Genomic DNA, 20,329 nt, shown 5'->3' on the forward strand with positions numbered 1-20,329 from the left:
GTGTATATTTGGTCAAATTAGCCGATTTATGCCCCAAATGCGGATTTTTTTATTACTACTCCTATTTCTGAATTGTTATAGCAATTCAGCAATGGCGCAATCTGAGCCCATTTCTGATGCTAAGATTGCTAAACTTGTTAAACAAGCCTGGCAGGATTTTAAAGACTCTAATTTCGAAAAGTCATTAATTACTTCCCGTGTTGCCCTAAATTATGCTACAGTCTCGAAAAATGACTATTTAATAGCAAAATCGTATAAAATTATTGCCGGAAATTATAATGAGCTTTCAGAATTTGATAAGGCCATTTTCTTTTACAACAAGGGATTATTGTATGCTAATAAAACAGATAACGATTCTATAAAATACAGTCTCCATAATAATCTTGGAAATATCTATTGTTTCGAGAAAAAACAGTTTGATAAAGGAATAGGTTATTACAAAAAATCAATTGCCTATAGTTTGAAAATTAACGACATGGGTCAGGTTTATTTTACTAATGTAAATATAGCCTGGGCTTATTTTGATGTTGGCAAATTCAAAGAAGGATATCGGTATTTAAGATTTGTTGGTAATAATATAGAAAAATACGGAGACGAATCTACAGAGATTGTCGTTAACATGCTTAACGGAATGTATGCCAGTTATTGCAACGAAAATGATCTTGCTAATACATTTTTTTTAAAAGCAATTAATGCTGGCAAAAACAGCGGCGAACAATCTGATTTATCCTATGCGCATCAGGAATATTCCAGGTTTTTGCTCAAAATAAAAAAATATAAAGAAGCTTATGAGCATCTTGCTTTATACAATCAGATTACCGAAGAATTATACAATCAGGAAAAGCTTAAAAAAGCGTCTATCGCTGGTTTTAATTTAGAGCTCGATGAATATAAAAGGCAAATTGATAAAATCGAAAACGAAAAGATTTCACAATATCAAAGTCTTAAAAAATCCCGAATCATCGTAATTCTGTTTGTTTTGATTTCATTTATTTTACTTTTTTTGATTATCACTTTAGTCAAAAATATCAGATTTAAGAAAAAACACAATTTAGAGCTTTTACAGGCAAAAGAAATTGCAGAAGAAGCCTCTTTACTCAAAACTCAATTTATTTCGACTATAAGCCACGAATTGCGCACTCCCTTGTATGGTGTTGTGGGAATAACGAATATGCTGCTCGAAGAACATAAGGAATTATCCAGAAGCCAGCATCTAAGTTCCTTAAAATTTTCGGCCAGATATTTATTATCATTAGTAAACGATATTCTTCAAATTAATAAAATCGAAGAAAATAAAGTGGTTCTTGAAAATTTGACCTTTAATATTTCGGATGAAATTGCTATGATCAAAAATTCACTTTCCTTTTTATCTGAAAAAAATAACAACAAAATTTCAGTGTATATTGATCCGGATATTCCTGAATATTTAATTGGTGATAAATTAAGACTGGCGCAGATTCTGATGAATTTAGTGAGCAATGCTTTAAAATTCACTAAAAACGGAAAAGTCGAAATCAATGTTAAACTTGCTAAAATAGAAGGAAAAATTCATTTTCTGGATTTCCTTATAAAAGATAATGGTGTTGGAATTGCCATTGTAGATCAGGCCAAAATCTTTGAAAAATTTGTTCAGGTTGGAAGAAAAGACGAAGATTACCAGGGAACCGGATTAGGATTGAGTATTGTAAAACGGCTTTTGGGACTTTTTGGAAGTACAATTACGCTCGAAAGTGATATTGGGAAAGGAACTGCTTTTACATTTATAATTCCTTTTGAGCACGATCCTCAAAAAACGAAAAACATTATAGACGAAATTGAAGTCGATTTAACCTCAAATGAAGTGTATAGAATATTAATTGTAGAAGATAATCTGATCAATCAGTTGGTGACTAAAAAAATCATCGAAAAACACAATTATATCTGTATAGTTGTAGACGACGGTTTCTCTGCCTTGAAAATTTTAGAAGATGAAAAGTTCGATCTTATTTTAATGGATATCAATATGCCGCTGATGAATGGATTTGAAACCACTAAAAGAATTCGTTTAAACGGAATAAAAACGCCAATTGTGGCTTTAACAGCTTTTGATAAAGATGAAATAACAGATGAAGCTATTTCTTCAGGAATTAACGATATTATTATAAAACCGTTTGAACCTGTAAAACTGTTTAAAATTATGAATTACCTGATAAATGAGATTAAATAAAAAACGCTGGTTAATACCAGCGTTTTTTATTTTGCTTAGAAACATTTGATTTTCTCGATTTATGTGCACCGCCGCTTCGGTTTGAATTTTTAGGTTTCTCGTCCGTTGCTTCCGGACTTCCAGCGTGCCATTGATACGGATGATCCGTGATGGTTTTTACATCAACTTTTATTAGTTTCTGAATGTCTTTCCAATATGGATGTTCATCTTTACTGCAAAATGAAATTGCAATTCCGCCATTTCCTGCACGTCCTGTTCTTCCAATTCTATGAACATAAGTTTCAGGAATATTAGGCAAATCAAAATTAATTACAAATGGCAATTGGTCAATATCAATTCCTCTCGCAGCGATATCTGTAGCAACAAGAACACCAACTTCCTTATTTTTAAAAGCATCTAAAACGCGTTGTCTTGCATTTTGGGATTTGTCACCGTGAATGGCTTCAGCAGGAATATCTTTTTTACGCAATGCTTTTACAACATTATCAGCGCCGTGTTTGGTTCTCGAAAAAACCAATACGTTTGATAAATCTTCGTTTTTTATTAAATGATATAATAAATTTCTTTTTTCTGTTTTTTCAACAAAATAAACACGTTGTTCTACGTTTTCAGCCGTTGACGAAACTGGCGAAACTTCTACTTTTGCAGGATCCTGCAAAAACATTTCGGCCAATTCGCGAATTGCAATCGGCATTGTAGCCGAGAATAATAAGGTTTGACGGTTTTTAGGAGTCAGTTTTACGATCTTTTTTACATCGTTTATAAAACCCATATCCAGCATTTGATCTGCTTCATCCAGAACCAAGGTATGCAAATGATCTAAATCAAGAAAACCTTGTTTCTGTAAATCCAGTAATCGTCCCGGTGTTGCCACCAAAATGTCAACTCCTTTTTTCAATGTATCAACTTGTGGATTCTGAGAAACGCCGCCAAAAATTGTCAATTGAGTCAGGTTGGTATATTTGGCATACGTATCAAAACTTTGCCCAATCTGAACCGCTAATTCACGTGTTGGTGTAACTATAAGAGCACGAATTACTTTGGCTTTTTTTGATGAACCAACAATTCGGTGTAACTGATGTATGATTGGGATTGCAAATGCAGCCGTTTTTCCGGTACCAGTTTGCGCACAGCCAATTAAATCTCTTCCGGCTAAAACGATCGGAATAGATTGTTCCTGAATTGGGGTGGGATTTAGGTAGCCTTCTTCAAATACGGCTTTTTGTATACTTTTTGAAAGTGATAAATCTTCGAATAACATATCTTAGGTATTAAGAATTTAGTTTAAAGCACTAAAATTCTGTGCAAAGATAGGTTTATTCAGTCAATCCTTTATTTGAATCTTGGTTTATTTGGCAAATGCGCTAATTATCAGCTGATAATATCTCCAGAAATTATTCTTTTTCGTTATTGGCTTTGATAAAATCAGTAATCAAATAACCAATTAGTTTACCAATTAAGTTATTGTTTGGAGAATCGGCAAGATCTGGCGCGCCTTCGCAAATATGCAAATAAGTTGCGTTTCTGTGTTGTCCGAAAAAAGAAATAAACTGACGTAATTCTTCTACCGAAAATCCGCTGATTGTCATGGCGCTGCTGGCAATATTAGGAATTGCATCCAAATCAATTTCAATACCAAAAGAATCTGTTTTGATGAATTCTAAAGCCAAAGCCATTTCTCTGTCAAAGTCTTTTTCTTTACGGATATTGACACTATCGTAAGTATTATACCGAACGCGGTCTTCCAGTTTTTTGATAATATCCAGAACACTTTTTGACGTATAATTTTCGTGTAAACCAAAGATGAAATATTTTTTCAGAAAACCTTCTTCATAAGCATAGGAAAAACCATTTCCGCTATGACGGCCTTCCAGAATCCTAAAATCAGAATGGGCGTCAAAATTAATGGCATTTATGGGTTTTCCTTTGGCTAAAGCCGAACCTTTAATATTTCCGTACGCATTATTATGGCCTCCGCCGATGATAATTGGTGTTTTCCCGGCTTTTACAATCGTAAAAATAATATGAGAAACTTCCTTGTCAATTTTTTCGACTAACTGACTTAGTTTTGAACGATCATCAATATCATTAAAATCAAGATTTTCAACATCACGCATTTCTTCCGTAACATTCACTTGTCCCAAAATAATAATCTGACTTCCTTTCGAAAAACGATTGTGCTGAATGTTTGCAATGCTTTTAATGGCGCTATTCCATGCAGATGCAGCTCCGGGCCTTCCGTAATTAGCGCGCACGCCAATATCTTCGGGAATTCCCAAAAGCACGTATTTAGCTTCACTTTCTTTTAGAAAATCGATTATATCAACTCCTTTAGGAATTACGATCATCTTTTCTCCAAACTTTATTTCGCCACTTCTGTGATTTGTGACTTTAGCTAAATCATTTACAGTAAAAGGAATTAATTTCTCCATTAAAAAAAAATATTTTCCAAAAATAATATAATTGTGGTAACTTACGTTATTAAGATATATTAATTCTTAAATTTGTTATTAAAGAAAATTATTAAATATGGAAAACCCAAAGAACAACAACTCAAGTCTAAAGGCAGTAATCGCCGTTTTAGCAGTCCTACTAATTGGTAGCTTAGTGTACATTTTTAAATTAACGTCTGATACAGATGTAGTTAAAACAGAACTTACAACCACCATGACAGAAAAAGAATCTGTTATGAAAGATTTGCAAGAATTGAAAGCAACTTATGATGCTGCAATTGCTGAAAATACTTCTATGTCTGATGAATTAATTCAGGAAAGAGATAAAGTAGTCGCTTTAATGGATGATTTGAATAAATCAAAAGGAGATGTATCTAAATTCAGATCTCAGGTTCAGGCAATGCAGGGTAAAATGAAAACTTTAGTTGCTGAAAACGACGAATTGAAAAAACAAAATGGTGTTTTAACAGTTCAAAGAGACAGTACAATTACAGTTTTAGGAGAATCTAAAAAATATAATGAAGTATTAGTAGGTCAAAACGAAGAATTGGCTAAAACTGTTGAAAAAGGGGCTAAATTATCTGTTTTAAATACAAAAACTGCTGCTTACAAATTGAGAAGCTCAGGAAAACAAATCGAAACTGATAAAGCAAGCCGTGCTGATGTTCTTAAAATTAGTTTTACAGTTGCAGAAAATCAAATTGCCAAATCAGGAGATAAAACGTACTATGTACAAGTTATCGATTCTAAAAACAATGTTTTAGGAGATAAAAAAACAGAAAGTTTTGGTGATAACACCTTAACTTATAGTTTTAAAACTACTGTTAAATACGAAAACAAAACAGTAAATGTTAGTGAAGATTTACCAGGTAAAGATTTTGCTAAAGGAGCTTATTTTATTAATGTATTTGATAATGACGAATTAGTTTCTAAAACTAGTTTTAACTTAAGATAATACGGTTTAATAAAGAATACCGCTAAAATAGTAAAGGTCTGTGAAATAATTTTCACAGACCTTTTTCATTAAATTAAAAATCACATTAATTTAGTTTCTATTTTCTTTTTCTGGTTTGTTGTTCTTCTAATTTTTTTAGGATTTTCTCCTGTTTTTTTGCTTTTGCATCTGTAGATTTAGTTTTCAAATTATTAACCTTAGCCATGATCTTCTTGTTTTAATTATTAAAAAATAGTGTAAACCTGATCCTAAATTTATTCGTAATAAATAAAAACTTTTATATAGCGAGTTGCAGCATCCAATGAAAATTGGAAGAGCATAGTAAAAAAGTTTTATAGGATTTTAAGAAGCACACTCGCGGGTGCTTAACAAGTCGGGAAGATTTTTAATTTTATTAAAGAAGTCAATATTGAAATGTTCTTGTTCGGATACAAATTCAGTTTGGCGTTGAAAACATTTTGTTTCAAACCAAATTTACCTAAATCTTTATCACAAACTAAAATTTCCATATCTAAAAATCTGAAGTGTAAACATAAGATCAAAATACAATAAAAACTAATTTTTGTAAGAATTTTATATTTATTTTAACTTTCGAAAAATTAAACTTTAGTTTATAATTTCACCATTTACAAAAACACTTTCGATTAAATTACTGCCAAAAGCATACGGAATTTGATAATAAGAAGAAATTGGTTTTGTGAGGATCAAATTTGCTTTTTTTCCTTTTGTAATACTTCCGTGGGTTTCTGAAATTCCCATTGCATATGCACCGTTAATAGTTGCGGCATTTATGGCTTCTTCCGGTGTCATTTTCATTTTGATACAAGCCGTTGCAACTACAAAATTCATATTTCCGGATGGAGTAGAACCAGGGTTAAAATCTGTAGCCAGAGCCAATGGTAAACCGGCTTTTATCATTTCGCGCGCAGGTGTATACGGAATACTTAAAAAATAAGAACAAGATGGCAGAGCTACAGGCATCGTTTCGGTGTTTTTTAAGGCTTCAATATCTTCCGGGTTCATAACTTCAAGATGATCGACAGAAAGGGCTTTAAATTTGATTCCGGCTTGTATTCCGCCAATAGAATTAAACTGATTCACATGTATTTTTGGCTTTAAGCCGAATTTTATTCCGGCTTCCATTATTTTCTCCGTTTCTTCTACAGAAAAATAACCTGTTTCGCAAAACACATCAATATATTCCGCCAATTTGTTTTGTGCAATTTCAGGAATCATTTTGGTGATTATTTCATCTATATAACCGACTTTATTTTCTTTGTAATGCAACGGAAAAGCATGCGCACCAAGAAAAGTAGCTTTTATGGTAATGGGATAATTTTCGGTCAGTTTTTTAATCACGCGAAGCATTTTCAGTTCACCTTCGATTGTTAATCCGTAACCTGATTTTATTTCTACAGCTCCGGTTCCTAAATGCATAACTTCTTCTAATCGAAGTTTTGATTGCTCATAGATTTCTTCCTCAGAGGTTTCATTGAGCTTTTTAGCCGAATTTAAGATTCCGCCGCCGCGATTTGCGATTTCTTCATATGAAAATCCGTTAATTCTGTCTACAAATTCCTGTTCGCGATTTCCTGCATAAACAATGTGAGTATGGCTGTCACACCAGGATGGTAAAATTATTTTTCCGGTAGCGTCTATAGTTTTATCAGCTTGAATTTCAGGAAGATTTTCCATCGAACCAAAATCATGAATCAGATTATCTTTTAAAATTAAAAAAGCATTTTTTATGGTTGGAAGAACCGCCATTTCAGCTCCGGAAACTTTAGAAATTGAAGTTTCACGAACCTGAAGTAATTCTTTTATGTTTTTGATTAATGTTGTCATTATAAATTGATATTATTATAAAATACAAATTTACTTCGTCAGTTCGCCCTACGGTCTCGTGTCACAAATTATCACGAACTAATTCGTGAAATCTGTGAAATTCGTGTTTAAATTAATAGTTATGGATTATTCTGAAACCGTAATTTCGAACATTTTGTTCCAGTATTTACCTGTTACAAAAATGGTTTTTGTTTGAGGGTTGTAAGCAATTCCGTTTAGAACTTCAGCTTTTGAATTTTTGACGAATTTACGTAAATCTGACATGTTTAAGATTCCTTCAACAGCTCCGGAAGTTGGATTTACAACTGCAATTGCATCTTTTTGCCAAACATTTACATAGAATTTACCATCGATTAATTCTAATTCGTTTATGGCTTTAATTTTTGAAGTTCCTGAATAAACATTGATATAATCAATTAGTTTTTGATTAGCAGGATCCATTTTCCAGATTTTTTCAGTTCCATCAGAATGATAAATGTATTTGTCATCATGTGTCATTCCCCAACCTTCAATATCTTTATCGTAATCAAACGTTTTTTCTAACTTAAAAGTTTTGGCATCATAAATGAAACCTTTCTTTTGCTGCCAGGTTAATTGAAATATTTTTCCGTTAATGAAAGTAATTCCTTCTCCAAAATATTGTTTAGGAAGATCAACTTGTTTGATTGCTTTTCCCGTTTTATAATCAACTTCCCTAAAATACGAAGCGCCTTCTTGTCCCGTACTTTCGAACAAAACACCATCATGAAATTCTAAACCTTCGGTAAAAGCTGTTGTATCGTGCGGATACGTATTAACAATTTTAAATTTTAATGCTTTAGGCTCAACATTCGAAACTACTTCAATTCGTTTGGTCGCATCAGATGAATCAGATCCAAAATAAACGGTCGCTTTTAAGTATTGATATCCTAATTTTTGATCTTTTAACGGGAAATTGAATTTTTCAGCGCCTTTTGTACTTCCAACTCTTTTGTCGTTTACAAAGTAGGCAATGCTGTCAATTTCTTTCGAATTTGGGTTTAAAATTCCAACAGAAACAGCTTCCTGAGGCAGAAAATGTGCCGGAAAAGCAGAATCATCAATGTTAAATAAAGAATTTTCACCTTTTTTTGTATCTCCACATCCAATTAATGTGATTCCTAATAAAATGAAAGTTAGGAAGTTATATTTTTTCATAGTCTAAATTTTGAATAAGCCAATATACGATGATATTTTTATAGCAACAAAGCTCTTGCAAAAATATAAAAAGATTGTATATTTGCACCGGCAAGTCCTACACGACCAGCTCCTGCAGACTCCCCCAGGATGGGAACATAGCAAGGGTACGTGGTTGAGCGGTGCGATGTAGGTCGCTTGCCATTTTTTATTTCCCGATGTTTCGGGATTTTTTTTTAGAATTAATTCAAAAGTAGTCTTCCTTCGGGAGGATTTTTTTATTTTTGGACCTGTCGGGAGTTAGAAGTTATAGGTGAAAAGATATTTTTTAAAAGCTTAATTTCTACATTTCTGATTGTTCTGAAATTCTATACTATTTCAACTATAGCCCAAGGTTTCAACCTTAGGACACGTTCAGGTTAATGTATCGCTTATAACGTATTGTGATATTATATTGAATAATGTATCGTGATAGTTATATTGTGCTCCAATGGTTGAAACTGTTGGCTATGGTTTTGATTAACGCTATTCTTTATTTTTTGGACTACAACGTATTATATATAGATTTGAAAAATGCTTTAATATGAAAGAAAAAATTTCAAAACTCGGTCTTCTCTTTATATTTATCGGGCTAGTTTATTTGATTTTTAAAGGGATAAATTATAAAAAAGAAATTAGGGAACATTCAGGACAAACCATTTGTAAATATACTTTTTGCAAACAATTCACAAAATCTACTCAAGCATATGTGAAATATTATATAGATAATAAATTATATAGAAATACAGCCGGGCGTTGCCCTGATAGCGCTGAATTCAAGATAGGTAAATATTATGTGCTAAATTATTCTACTATTGATCCTGATAAAATTGCTGTTGATTTTTCTAAAGAAGTAAAAGATTCAGTGTTGATAAAAGAATTGGAATCAAAACTTAAATTTAAATATTGGCTTGACCATTAATGAGTCGAAAAAGCATTAGTTTATAAAAAATAAGCTTTGTTTTGTATATTTGGCTCCGATGAAATAATAATGCCAAAAACTCATAACTCATAACCAAAAACTCATAACTTTTCAAAATGAATAAAGTCGTTTTAATTACCGGAGGATCCTCAGGGATTGGAAAATCTATTGGAGAATTTTTACAAAAAAAAGGTTTCGTTGTTTACGGAACAAGCCGAAATCCTGAAAAAGTACTGAATTCTATTTTCCCACTTGTGGCTCTGGATGTTCGAAATGCCGAATCAATTAAATCGGCTGTAGCTAAAATTATTGCGAATTCCGGACGATTAGATGTTGTAATTAATAACGCCGGTGTTGGAATTACAGGACCCTTGGAAGAAATTCCGATGGAGGAAATCAAAAACAATTTTGAAACCAACTTTTTTGGTCCAATCGAGGTTATGAAAGCGGTTTTGCCGCAAATGCGTGAACAAAAATCAGGTTTAATTATCAATATAACATCGATTGCTGCTTATATGGGATTGCCTTATAGAAGTGTTTATTCGGCATCAAAAGGAGCTTTAGAATTGATTACAGAGGCTTTACGAATGGAAGTAAAACAATTTGGAATTGAAATTACAAACGTTGCACCAGGTGATTTTGCTACTAATATTGCTTCGGGACGTTTTCATGCTCCGGTTATAAAAGGTTCTGCTTATGAAAAAGTTTATGGAGATACGCTTGCAACGATGAACGAACATGTTGATGCAGGAAGTAATCCGAACGAAATGGCTGAAGCAGTTTATAAAATCATGCAGCAAAAAAGTCCAAAAGTGCATTATAAAGTAGGGGTTTTTATGCAGAAGTTTTCGATCGTTCTAAAACGTGCGCTTCCGGATAAAATGTATGAAAAAATGTTAATGAATCATTATAAACTATAGAAAATTTTACCGCAAAGCGCGCAAAGTTTTTCGGTATTATAAAAAGAAAAAGTTCGCAAAGCTAATCGAATCAAAGCTTTGCGAACTTTTTTATTCTAACGGAATAAAAATGTCAAATTTTGCTCCGTGATTTAAAATCCCTTCTGCTTTTATAAATCCGTTGTGATTTTCTACAATTCTTTTTACGATTGTAAGTCCAATTCCTGTACTTTTTGTTGGTTTTGTATGTAGTGCCTGAAAAAGCCCAAATATCTTTTCGTTGTATAACTGATCAAATCCAATACCATTATCTGCAACTGTTAGTTGAAAATATTGAGTTTCCGGAGAAAGTTTTTCATGTATTAATTCAGAACCATTTATGACTTTTGCTGATACAGATATGATTAGTTTTTTGTCTGGTACTGAAAACTTTAGTGAATTGCTTATCAGATTGTATAATAATTGTCTGAACTGAAATTCAATTATCGAAAGAGAACCTAATGCATCTATTTTAAAGTCTACATTTTTATTTTCTATTTCTTCTGTAAGATCATTTATTACGTCATTTACAATTATATTAAGATCCTTTAATTCAAATTTTCGATCATCAAATTTTGTTTTAGAATAAGTGAGAAGATCATTAATCAGGTTTTGCATTCTATGGGCCGAAGATCGAATTTTATGAAATGCCGCAATTCCTTTCTCTGATAAATTCTGAACTTCATCACGCTCAATAATGTCTGTAAAAAGCTGAATTTTTCTTAAAGGTTCCTGAAGATCATGACTCGAGATATAATTGAAAGCTTCAAGCTCGTCATTCATTTTTTCGAGTGAAATATTTTTCTCGATCAATTTTTTTTCAACGCCTGATTTTAATCTTTCGACTTCTTTTTTCTCAATTTTTGTTTTTTCAAGAAGACTGCTTTTTTCTTTTAAAATAGATTTGCTCTCATTCGCTTCCTCAATATTGGCAATATGAAAAGAGATTAAATTGGCAAATAAATTAAACATTTCGCGGACTTTGAATGTTTTTAATTCATTTGGTTTAGGATCTATTGCACATAAAGTTCCAAAGAAACTTCCGTCTTTGCGGATAATTGGTACCGAAATATAACTTTGCAGACCGTACATTGCGGGAGTATGATGATCGCGAAATTCATCATCTTCGCTTACATTGTCAATAATTACCGATTTATTATTTTGTCTGATTTCGTTGCAAATTGTTGTTTTAACTTGTAATTCGTCTCCGGGTTTTAAACCAAATGAAACGTTGTCGAGTACACTGCAAGTAATCCAGCGATCTTCTGTAACTCTTGCTACTGCTGCGAAACCCATTCCTGTAGTCTGGCAAATTACATCGAGTAAAGTTGGAACAATTAAAATATTCTGAATATTATTGATGTCTTGTTGAAAATTTTCTTCTAACACTTTGGGAGCTTATTTATTTTTTTAAAATTACGCTTTTTTTATTAAACGTTTTTGAATGGTTAAATATTTGAATTTAGAATTATTCTTTTAGATTTTATTTTTTGAGATTATAAGTTGTAATTTTGCACCGAATTTGCGTTAGGGATGGAGGCGTTATCCTTTTGTGAAGTGAAACGGAACAAAGATAAAGCTGAGAGCCCGACCGTTAGGGAACGCCCAAAAACTGAACACAATTAAATAGATATACTTATGAAATTTTTTATTGACACAGCTAATTTAGCTCAGATTAAAGAAGCACAGGCTTTAGGTGTTTTGGATGGTGTAACAACTAACCCGTCTTTGATGGCGAAAGAAGGTATTACCGGAAAAAATAACATTTTGAAGCATTATGTTGACATTTGCAACCTTGTTGAAGGTGATGTAAGTGCTGAAGTAAATGCGCTGGATTATGATGGAATGATTAAAGAAGGTGAGGAATTGGCTGAATTACACGATCAGATCGTGGTTAAATTGCCAATGACTAAAGAAGGTGTAATGGCTGCAAAATATTTCTCTGATAAAGGAATTAAAACAAACGTTACGCTTGTATTTTCTGCAGGTCAGGCTTTATTGGCTGCAAAAGCAGGAGCTACTTATGTTTCGCCTTTTATTGGTCGTTTGGATGATGTTTCTACAGATGGTTTGAACCTGATCGAAGAAATTAGATCAATCTATGATAATTATGGATATGAAACTCAAATTTTGGCAGCTTCTGTGCGTCACACGATGCATATTGTGAACTGTGCTAAAATTGGTGCTGATGTTATGACTGGGCCGCTTTCTGCAATTTACGGTTTGCTGAAACACCCATTAACGGATATTGGATTGGCTCAATTTGTTGCTGATTTTGAAAAAGGAAATAAATAATATATCCTTCAAATTTAATTTAAATCGCCATGTTTGTACTAACATGGCGATTTTTTTTATTTTTATATGTCTCAAAAAGAACTACATATGAAAAAAGTAATGCTAATTTTGATATTATTAGTTGCTCACTTAAATGCAAATGCACAAGCTAAGATTTTGACAAGTGTAAATGATGCTGGTGATGTGGCAACTTTTGAATTGGATTGTTCTGTAAAGTTTCAGACTCTGGCAAAAGGCTTGCGTTATAATATTACGCGCCATGAGTTTAAAGGTCCGGAAATGAAAAATTCGTACCGATTAATGCTGGTTATGGATGGTTTTTATTCTAAGACATTAAACAATTCCATGACAATTTCGGCAGTTTTGAGTGACGGAACTGTGATTGAAGGGAAAAAAATTATTGAAGATGACGGCTTTTTTGACGGCGCTTGTACGCTTAAAATTAAAGATCCTAAAGCACTTTTAGAAGCTAATATCGATAAAGTTATTGTTCATGCTGATAAAGATGTTGTTTATACCTTATCAGATCAAAATAAAGCGATATTTAAGAAAAACCTAAATGCAATTATTACTGCGAAATAAAAATTTTAAAAAAAATAACAATAAAAAATTCCAAATCCCAATTGGTTAAATTGGAATTTAGAATTTAAAAATTTGGAATTTTTTATAAAAGTTTAGTGACCTCCGCCACCGCCTTGAACGTGATCAATTCCTTGTCTTTTTAAGATTTTTGGACAATAGAATCCGTAGAATCCTAAATATGCAAAACCTAATAAAGGTACGATATAAGAGAAATGTGTCCATGTAATTCCGAAAATTCCATTAGGACTAGTAAGGTCAATATCACAGATACTTCCCTGAACCAAAGGAATAACTCCTCCTCCAAGAATCATCATGATTAAGAAAGATGATGCTTTTCCGGTATTTTTTCCTAAACCTGCAATCGCTAAATCGAAGATAGATGGCCACATGATAGACAAGAATAAACCTCCTGAGATAAAGAAGAATTTAGCAATTTGTGGATCTGGGCAAACCAACCCTGCTAACATCATTAATAAACCTGAGATTCCGAAAAGCATTAAAGTTTTTCCGGCATTTTTACCTCCAACAAAACTTACAGCAATAAATAGCAAGATCCAGATTGGGTAAATATAGAATGAAGAAACGTCGTGTGCAGCAAAAATGTTAGCGCCAATAATTACTCCAAATGCCAAAGCAGGAACAATAAATTTAAGTGCTGTATTTACCAGGTTTGAAGTGTTGAAAACGTTTGCACCACCATTCCAGCGGCCAATCATTAAACTTCCCCAATAAAGAGAAATAAATGGAGCAATAGCATCTTCTAATACATTACCAAACTCAGAAGTATGTAATAAGGCAGGTAAATTACTAATGATAGTTACCTCAGTTCCAACATAAATAAAGATTCCCAACATACCTAAGTATAATTGTGGGTAATCTAATATGTTGAATTTTTCATGTGCAACTTTAACTACTTCTTCCTCTTCTTTTGCAGGATCTTCAATTTTAGAGAAGTTCATGAAAATGGCAACAGCGATAAAAGCTAGCCCAAGAATAATGAATGGTAATTTAATATCTTCTAATGAAAGTGATGTTTTTTTGTCATCTCCCATTCCAAATAAAGCAATTCCTAATAGAATAGCTCCAATTGTTGTTCCGAAAGAGTTGATACCTCCTGCTAGTGTTAAACGGTGAGCTCCGGTTGCAGGACTTCCCATTTTAATAGCCAAAGGATTTGCTACGATTTGTTGAATTGAAAATCCTAAACCTACAGTAAATAAAGCGGTTAAGAAAAATGGAAAACTTTCCATAGTTGCAGCAGGAATGAATAAAAACGAACCAAAAGCTGAAAGAACTAAACCAGCGGAAAGGGTTTTCTTGTATCCGAATTTTTGTAAAATATCTACTTTTAAAGATATTATGAAGAAAATTATGGATCCTACAAAGTAAGAAACGTAGAATGCCCAAGCCACCAATTGTGATTGTACTTGAGATAAAGTAAATACTTTTTTGAATACTGGAATCAGGATATCATTGGCTGAACCAACAAAACCCCAAAAGAAGAAGACGATTATCAAAGAGATAAACTGTCCCCATTTGGTTTGAACATTTTCTGAACTCATAATTTAAAGAGGTTAATTTTTTATTTAATTTGTTTTTTGAAGACCGTAAATATATTTGTTAAGTGTATCAAAAAAAAATAATTAATAAAAAATAATGTTAAATTTAAACGAACAACATTATTTATTCAACAAAGTGTTAGTTTTTATGGAGTTATAAAATGTTAAATATTTATTCGAGAATCTTGTTTTTTACCTCTTTGCTGTAGTTTCTGCCAATAGGAATGGTGTAGGACTGAATCTGAATTCGGTTTCCTTCTATAGATTTCACCTTATTTAACGCAATTACGTATGATTTATGAATGCGTAAAAAGCGATCAGCAGGTAATTCTTCAGATAATGAAGTTAAAGATTTGTGGGTAATATAAGTTTTATCCGGAGTTACAACTTTTATGTATTCCTTCATTCCTTCGACAAATAAAATTTCTTCAATATTAATTTTCATCATTTTTTTATCCACTTTAATAAAAATATGAGAATCTCCTTTGGTAGTTTCTACCTTAATATTGTTTTTTAAATTGTATTCGGTTGTGATTTTATTAATGCATTTTATAAATCGGGGTAACGGAATAGGTTTTACTAAATAATCCAGAACATCGAGATCATAACTTTCAGCAGCAAATTCCCTAAAAGCAGTGGTGATAATGACTTTGGTTTTGTTTTCGATTAAACTAATCAATTCAAATCCCGTCATCATAGGCATATTAATATCCAGAAAAACAGCATCGACAGATGTGCCGTTGATAAAATCAAGTGCTTCTAAAGAATTATTAAATGTGGCAATAACTTCAAAATCTGTAAAATTGGTAAAATAATTTTGCAGGACTTTGATAGCTAATGGTTCGTCATCAATCAACACGCATTTAATCTTCATTATGAATAGGTATTTGCAAACGGATTATATAGTAATTTAATTTAGTGGTATATTTTAAACTAAAATCGTTTTTGTAAATTAGCTTTAATCTCTTTTTGGTATTGGCTAATCCAATTCCGCCCTTTTGATTAAGATTTTGTGAAATTACAAAATTATTTAGGATTTCAAAATCTAACATTTTATTGTCTATAACTTTACAGTTGATTTTAATTTTTAAGTTATGATTGTTCAAACTCCCGTGTTTAAAGGCATTTTCGACCAATGAGATAAATATTAAAGGAGGAACCATAACATCTTCTATATCAGATTCGAGGTTAATCGTAACTTCTACATTCTCAAAGCGTAACTTCTCGATTTCGATATAATTCTGAATGTAATCTATTTCTTTTATCAGAGGAACAAATTTGGTTCCCTTTACATCATATAAAACATATTCCATCAAATTTGACAGTTTTATAATAACATCCGGAACTTTATTGGAAGATTCTAATGATAACGCATACAGATTATTTAAGGTATTGAAGAAAAAATGAGGCTGAATCTGGTTTTCAAGATATTTCAATTTAATCTTAAACTGATTTTCTCTTAAAGACCTGTTTCTTTCGCGCTCCCGCAGCCAGGTTAAAGTAAGATAAACGGAAGATGCCATTGCGAGAACATATAATTCGCCAATACAAACTGCAACAATATGGTTAATTTCAAAAGGATGATATTCACGATTGGCTTCCGGCCAGATATTTTCGGATATAATATAATAGGTAAGAGCCGTTTTTAATAAATAAATACAAAAAAGGCTCGCCAATAAAGCAAAAGTGTATTGAATATATTTTTGTTTTAAAACATATTTAGGGACCAGAATAAAGAGATTAAAATAGACTAACGGAATGTGTAATGAAAATTCAATCAGGTTAGATTTGAAAGAATAAGGATAATCATTAAAGTACGCGCCCCATCTTAAAAAGTTAAGGGTGAAATAACTGCCCCAAAACCAAACATGATTTTTAAGTTTTATGTCAAAGTTCAACTTTCGAATTTCGTCCAATTTGATGGGTGATATTACAGGTTATTTATTTTTTGTCTTTAAATATTCTGCAACTTTAAACAATTAGTTGCTAAAACGCAATTCTTTTGAATAAAATTTTGAAAAAAAAGATAAATGATATATTATTTTTAGGGAACATCGTTTTCGTAAAACGCATTATTGAATGTTTTGTGTCGTTTGTTTAAGATTTGGCGTTGTTTGTTTAAAATGTTTTATTTATGTTAATTTTAACAATATATTTAGCGCTTAACCAACAAAACCATGACAAAATGAAACAAATTATGTTAATCTTTATGTTTGTTTTTACCGCGCATGTCTCGCTTGCACAGGTAAAGACGATCAAAGGTTTAGTAAGCGATCAAAACGGATTGCCGTTGCCAGGAGTAACTGTTAGTATTCAGGGCACAAAAACTGCAACCCAAAGTGATTATGACGGAATTTATACGATTCAGGCCGCCACAGGAGATGTGCTTGTTTTTTCGTATATCGGAATCAAAACTAAAGCCGTAACTGTGGCCGGTTCTGCTGCAATTAATGTTGTGCTCACAGAAGATGCACAAAATTTAAGTGAAGTTGTTGTTACTGCATTAGGTATCAAAAGACAAAAGAAAGAACTGGGTTATGCTGTTCAGGATATTAAAGGAGACCAACTGAATAAGGTAATTACGACCAATGTTGCTTCGGCTCTTTCCGGTAAAATTGCCGGTGTTGATGTTTCTATGCCTGCTACAGGTGCAGGAGGAAGTGCAAGGGTTATTATTAGAGGTATTTCAAGCATAGGCGAGAATAATCAACCGCTTTATGTTGTAGATGGAGTTCCTATTGATAATACAGGTTTGTCTAATGATAGTGCCGCAGCCAGTAAATGGTTCGACGGAAGAGATAACGGTGACGGATTATCGAGCATTAATCCAAATGATATCGAAAGCCTGAGCGTATTAAAAGGAGCAGCTGCATCTGCTTTATACGGTTCAAGAGCGTTAAACGGTGTAATTTTGATTACTACTAAAAAAGGAAGCAAAGGAAAATTACAGGTAGAATTAACCAGTGGTGTAAGTTTTGACAGAGTAAATGCTAAATATGAAGATTTTCAGGATGAATATGGAACGGGATCACACGGAATTTTGCCGGATCCTGCAAAAGCACCTAGTGAAATTTACGGCTATACTACAAGTGCATGGGGACCTAAATTCTCTGAAACTGTAGGGCAGCAGGTTAAAATATTTGACGGTTCTATGCGACCTTATGCTAAGGTTGAAAATAATATTCAGGACTTTTTTAAAACCGGCGTTACAACAACGAACGGAATTGCGCTTTCAGGAGGTAGTGAAAATGCTTATGTTCGTTTTGGATTTAACAATCTGAAAAATGATGATGTTGTTCCGGGTTCCGGTTTAGAACGAAATAATGCAACTTTAAATGCGACTTTAAAATCAGATAAATTTACTTTGGATGCCAATGTAAATTACATGATTGAAAATACACAAAACAGACCAGGCTTGGGAGATTCGCCAAATAATGTGGGTTATTCTTTAAGCGGTCTTGCGCCGAATATTGATCAGGCATGGCTAAAAAATTACGGAAATCCTGATACAGGAGAAGTTTATAAATGGAATAATAATATTTATCAGTTGAATCCATATTTTACGGTAGATGCAAATCACAACTCTTCTAAGAAAAACCGTTTTACAGGAAATGTTGCCGGAACGTATCAGCTTAAAAAATGGGTTGGATTAACTTTTAGAACCGGTTTAGATACTTATGTTTTTGGTTCTAAAGATTTTATGGCGCCTGGAAGTACGTGGCCAGGAAGAGACAATGGATATCTTGGATTGAATGATATTACGGTTTCTGAAATGAATACGGATGTTATTGCCACTTTTAGTGAAATTAAACTAGCTACGGATCTTACTTTTTCCGGAATTTTAGGAACAAGCAGAAGAGATTTTACAAGATCTGAAAATTCTAGTCAGGGAACTAATATTATTCAGCCGGGAACAGAATATATTAGTAATTTTTCTACTCAGACCATCAATGCACCATCGGAAACTAAAACAAGAACAAATTCTGTTTATGGTTCAGCCAAGTTTGATTACAAAGGATATTTATATGCTGAGTTTACAGGAAGAAATGACTGGTTTAGTGTTATTAGCAAAGATGCTTTTTATCCTGCAGCTTCATTAGGATTTGTTTTTTCTGACGCCTTTAATATCAAGAACGATACTTTTTCTTATGGTAAATTGAGAGCGTCGATTGCAAAAGTTTCCAATGCACCGGGAGCTTATAAAAATGCATTAAATTATACTACTTATTCTGCTTATGACGGACAAAGTGTTGTAAATATTAAAAACACATCGGCACCAAATGCCAATCTTACTTATCAATCTAAAACCGGAATCGAATTTGGATTGGAAACAGCTTTCTTCAAAAACAGATTGAAAGCTGATATTACGGTTTATCGTGAAGATACTTCAGACCAAACACTTGATTTAGCATCTTCTGCAACATCAGGATATGAATTTCTTTCTGTAAATGCAGGAGAATTACGTAACGAAGGTATTGAGGTTTTTTTATCAGGCACACCAATAAAAACTAAAGATTTTGAATGGGGAATCGATTTGAACTTTTCTAAGAATAAAAACTCAATTCTTTCTTTGCACCCGGATATTAATACCTATACTATTTCTGAGGCTCGTTGGGCCGGAGCAGCAATCGTAGCGCAAGTTGGCGGTCAATACGGAACTATTATTGGAAAAGATTTTCAAAGAACACCTTCAGGAGAAATGATTGTAGGCGCAAACGGGCTTCCTACTTATACAGATACGAAAGTTACTTTAGGAAAAGGTCTACCGGATTGGGCAGCAGGTTTAACAAACCGATTTTCTTATAAAGGGATAACGCTTCAATTTTTATTAGATATGAAATTTGGTATGGATGTATATTCTATGACAAATTCAGTTGCTGCAACAAAAGGACTTTTAGATGTTACTACAGAAGGAAGAGATGAATATAATGCCGCAAGGGCGCAAGCGGCAGCAAGTGATCCTAATTTTAATGTGGGAACATGGGTTCCTACAGCTGGATATGTAGCACATGGAGTTGTAAATACGGGAACGGCTGATAATCCGGTTTATGTAAAAAATACAACGCCTGTAGATCCTCAGACTTATTGGACTAATGTTTTTGATAATACTCCTGCACCTTTTATATATGATGCTTCTTACGTAAAATTAAGAGAGGTAAGTTTAGGATATACAATACCTAAAAGTGTTTTTGGCGGAGCAAAAATAAATTCAATTTACGTTTCTGCATTTGCAAGAAATCTATTGACTTTTAATAAAGATCTGCCAAATATTGATCCGGAATCTATGTATACTTCAGGAAACGGACAAGGTTTTGAATATGGATCATTGCCATCAAGAAAATCATATGGTTTTAATATTAAAATTACATTCTAAAAAAGT

The 20,329-nt window shown here is 32.8% G+C and carries 15 protein-coding genes and 1 other RNA gene; 8 read left to right on the top strand and 8 right to left on the bottom strand.

All coding sequences use genetic code 11. The annotated features are described in order from the left end of the window. Nucleotides 1–91 precede the first annotated feature (91 nt). Nucleotides 92–2,206, top strand: coding sequence for a response regulator (locus ACZ0AH_RS08220; RefSeq protein ID WP_463475320.1), 2,115 nt, complete (start codon nucleotides 92–94; stop codon nucleotides 2,204–2,206). Between the two features lie 10 nt (nucleotides 2,207–2,216). On the opposite strand, the gene ACZ0AH_RS08225 is transcribed toward ACZ0AH_RS08220, so the two are convergent. Further along, on the bottom strand, nucleotides 2,217–3,467 hold the full coding sequence (locus ACZ0AH_RS08225) for a DEAD/DEAH box helicase (protein WP_463475321.1): 1,251 nt from the start codon (nucleotides 3,465–3,467) through the stop codon (nucleotides 2,217–2,219). 133 nt (nucleotides 3,468–3,600) lie between these two features. Beyond that, the gene (locus ACZ0AH_RS08230) at nucleotides 3,601–4,638 is read right to left on the bottom strand and encodes a formimidoylglutamase (RefSeq protein ID WP_463475322.1); all 1,038 of its coding nucleotides are present in this window, start codon (nucleotides 4,636–4,638) and stop codon (nucleotides 3,601–3,603) included. A gap of 97 nt (nucleotides 4,639–4,735) precedes the next feature. Between ACZ0AH_RS08230 and ACZ0AH_RS08235 the strand changes: the two genes are divergently transcribed. Further along, complete coding sequence (locus ACZ0AH_RS08235; RefSeq protein ID WP_463475323.1) at nucleotides 4,736–5,614, top strand: hypothetical protein; 879 nt, start codon at nucleotides 4,736–4,738, stop codon at nucleotides 5,612–5,614. 606 nt (nucleotides 5,615–6,220) lie between these two features. Here ACZ0AH_RS08235 and hutI read toward each other — a convergent pair. Beyond that, on the bottom strand, nucleotides 6,221–7,459 hold the full coding sequence (gene hutI / locus ACZ0AH_RS08240; RefSeq protein WP_463475324.1) for an imidazolonepropionase: 1,239 nt from the start codon (nucleotides 7,457–7,459) through the stop codon (nucleotides 6,221–6,223). Nucleotides 7,460–7,585: 126 nt separating this feature from the next. Next, nucleotides 7,586–8,635, bottom strand: coding sequence for a glutaminyl-peptide cyclotransferase (locus tag ACZ0AH_RS08245; protein ID WP_463475325.1), 1,050 nt, complete (start codon nucleotides 8,633–8,635; stop codon nucleotides 7,586–7,588). A gap of 88 nt (nucleotides 8,636–8,723) precedes the next feature. On the opposite strand from ACZ0AH_RS08245, the gene ffs reads away from it, so the two are divergent. From ffs to ACZ0AH_RS08260, 3 genes are all read left to right on the top strand, one after another. Then, nucleotides 8,724–8,821, top strand: an RNA gene (gene ffs / locus ACZ0AH_RS08250) — signal recognition particle sRNA small type. A 376-nt stretch (nucleotides 8,822–9,197) separates the two neighbouring features. After that, complete coding sequence (locus ACZ0AH_RS08255; RefSeq protein WP_463475326.1) at nucleotides 9,198–9,575, top strand: hypothetical protein; 378 nt, start codon at nucleotides 9,198–9,200, stop codon at nucleotides 9,573–9,575. 116 nt (nucleotides 9,576–9,691) lie between these two features. Next, complete coding sequence (locus ACZ0AH_RS08260) at nucleotides 9,692–10,495, top strand: SDR family oxidoreductase (RefSeq protein ID WP_463475327.1); 804 nt, start codon at nucleotides 9,692–9,694, stop codon at nucleotides 10,493–10,495. Nucleotides 10,496–10,585: 90 nt separating this feature from the next. Here the strand turns inward: ACZ0AH_RS08260 and ACZ0AH_RS08265 are convergent, their stop codons facing one another. Continuing rightward, nucleotides 10,586–11,902: a GAF domain-containing sensor histidine kinase gene (locus ACZ0AH_RS08265; protein WP_463475328.1), complete on the bottom strand. Its 1,317-nt coding sequence runs from the start codon at nucleotides 11,900–11,902 to the stop codon at nucleotides 10,586–10,588. 249 nt (nucleotides 11,903–12,151) lie between these two features. Here ACZ0AH_RS08265 and fsa point away from each other — a divergent pair, with 249 nt between their 5' ends. Together fsa and ACZ0AH_RS08275 are read left to right on the top strand one after the other, a co-directional pair. Next, nucleotides 12,152–12,808, top strand: coding sequence for a fructose-6-phosphate aldolase (fsa, locus tag ACZ0AH_RS08270; RefSeq protein ID WP_056249767.1), 657 nt, complete (start codon nucleotides 12,152–12,154; stop codon nucleotides 12,806–12,808). Nucleotides 12,809–12,895: 87 nt separating this feature from the next. Next, a complete protein-coding gene (locus ACZ0AH_RS08275; RefSeq protein ID WP_463475329.1) occupies nucleotides 12,896–13,390 on the top strand; it encodes a hypothetical protein in 495 nt (164 codons plus the stop codon). Between the two features lie 92 nt (nucleotides 13,391–13,482). On the opposite strand, the gene ACZ0AH_RS08280 is transcribed toward ACZ0AH_RS08275, so the two are convergent. The 3 genes from ACZ0AH_RS08280 to ACZ0AH_RS08290 form a co-directional block, all read right to left on the bottom strand. After that, a complete protein-coding gene (locus ACZ0AH_RS08280) occupies nucleotides 13,483–14,952 on the bottom strand; it encodes an MFS transporter (protein ID WP_463475330.1) in 1,470 nt (489 codons plus the stop codon). Between the two features lie 169 nt (nucleotides 14,953–15,121). After that, entirely contained in the window at nucleotides 15,122–15,823 is a 702-nt protein-coding gene (locus ACZ0AH_RS08285; protein ID WP_463475331.1) for a LytR/AlgR family response regulator transcription factor, read from the bottom strand. Beyond that, a complete protein-coding gene (locus ACZ0AH_RS08290) occupies nucleotides 15,813–16,865 on the bottom strand; it encodes a sensor histidine kinase (RefSeq protein ID WP_463475332.1) in 1,053 nt (350 codons plus the stop codon). Before ACZ0AH_RS08290 ends, ACZ0AH_RS08285 begins: the two co-directional genes overlap by 11 nt. A 269-nt stretch (nucleotides 16,866–17,134) precedes the next feature. Between ACZ0AH_RS08290 and ACZ0AH_RS08295 the strand changes: the two genes are divergently transcribed. Continuing rightward, the gene (locus ACZ0AH_RS08295; RefSeq protein WP_463475333.1) at nucleotides 17,135–20,323 is read left to right on the top strand and encodes a SusC/RagA family TonB-linked outer membrane protein; all 3,189 of its coding nucleotides are present in this window, start codon (nucleotides 17,135–17,137) and stop codon (nucleotides 20,321–20,323) included. The last annotated feature ends 6 nt before the right edge of the window (nucleotides 20,324–20,329 follow it).

The organism is Flavobacterium sp. AC105, assembly GCF_979258495.1.

Coding starts and splice junctions, on each gene's coding strand:
- ACZ0AH_RS08255 (WP_463475326.1), top strand. CDS start 9,198: ATGAAAGAAAAAATTTCAAAACTCGGTCTTCTCTTTATATTTATCGGG.
- ACZ0AH_RS08235 (WP_463475323.1), top strand. CDS start 4,736: ATGGAAAACCCAAAGAACAACAACTCAAGTCTAAAGGCAGTAATCGCC.
- ACZ0AH_RS08245 (WP_463475325.1), bottom strand. CDS start 8,635: ATGAAAAAATATAACTTCCTAACTTTCATTTTATTAGGAATCACATTA.
- ACZ0AH_RS08280 (WP_463475330.1), bottom strand. CDS start 14,952: ATGAGTTCAGAAAATGTTCAAACCAAATGGGGACAGTTTATCTCTTTG.
- ACZ0AH_RS08220 (WP_463475320.1), top strand. CDS start 92: ATGGCGCAATCTGAGCCCATTTCTGATGCTAAGATTGCTAAACTTGTT.
- fsa (WP_056249767.1), top strand. CDS start 12,152: ATGAAATTTTTTATTGACACAGCTAATTTAGCTCAGATTAAAGAAGCA.
- ACZ0AH_RS08275 (WP_463475329.1), top strand. CDS start 12,896: ATGAAAAAAGTAATGCTAATTTTGATATTATTAGTTGCTCACTTAAAT.
- hutI (WP_463475324.1), bottom strand. CDS start 7,459: ATGACAACATTAATCAAAAACATAAAAGAATTACTTCAGGTTCGTGAA.
- ACZ0AH_RS08285 (WP_463475331.1), bottom strand. CDS start 15,823: ATGAAGATTAAATGCGTGTTGATTGATGACGAACCATTAGCTATCAAA.
- ACZ0AH_RS08295 (WP_463475333.1), top strand. CDS start 17,135: ATGAAACAAATTATGTTAATCTTTATGTTTGTTTTTACCGCGCATGTC.
- ACZ0AH_RS08230 (WP_463475322.1), bottom strand. CDS start 4,638: ATGGAGAAATTAATTCCTTTTACTGTAAATGATTTAGCTAAAGTCACA.
- ACZ0AH_RS08260 (WP_463475327.1), top strand. CDS start 9,692: ATGAATAAAGTCGTTTTAATTACCGGAGGATCCTCAGGGATTGGAAAA.
- ACZ0AH_RS08225 (WP_463475321.1), bottom strand. CDS start 3,467: ATGTTATTCGAAGATTTATCACTTTCAAAAAGTATACAAAAAGCCGTA.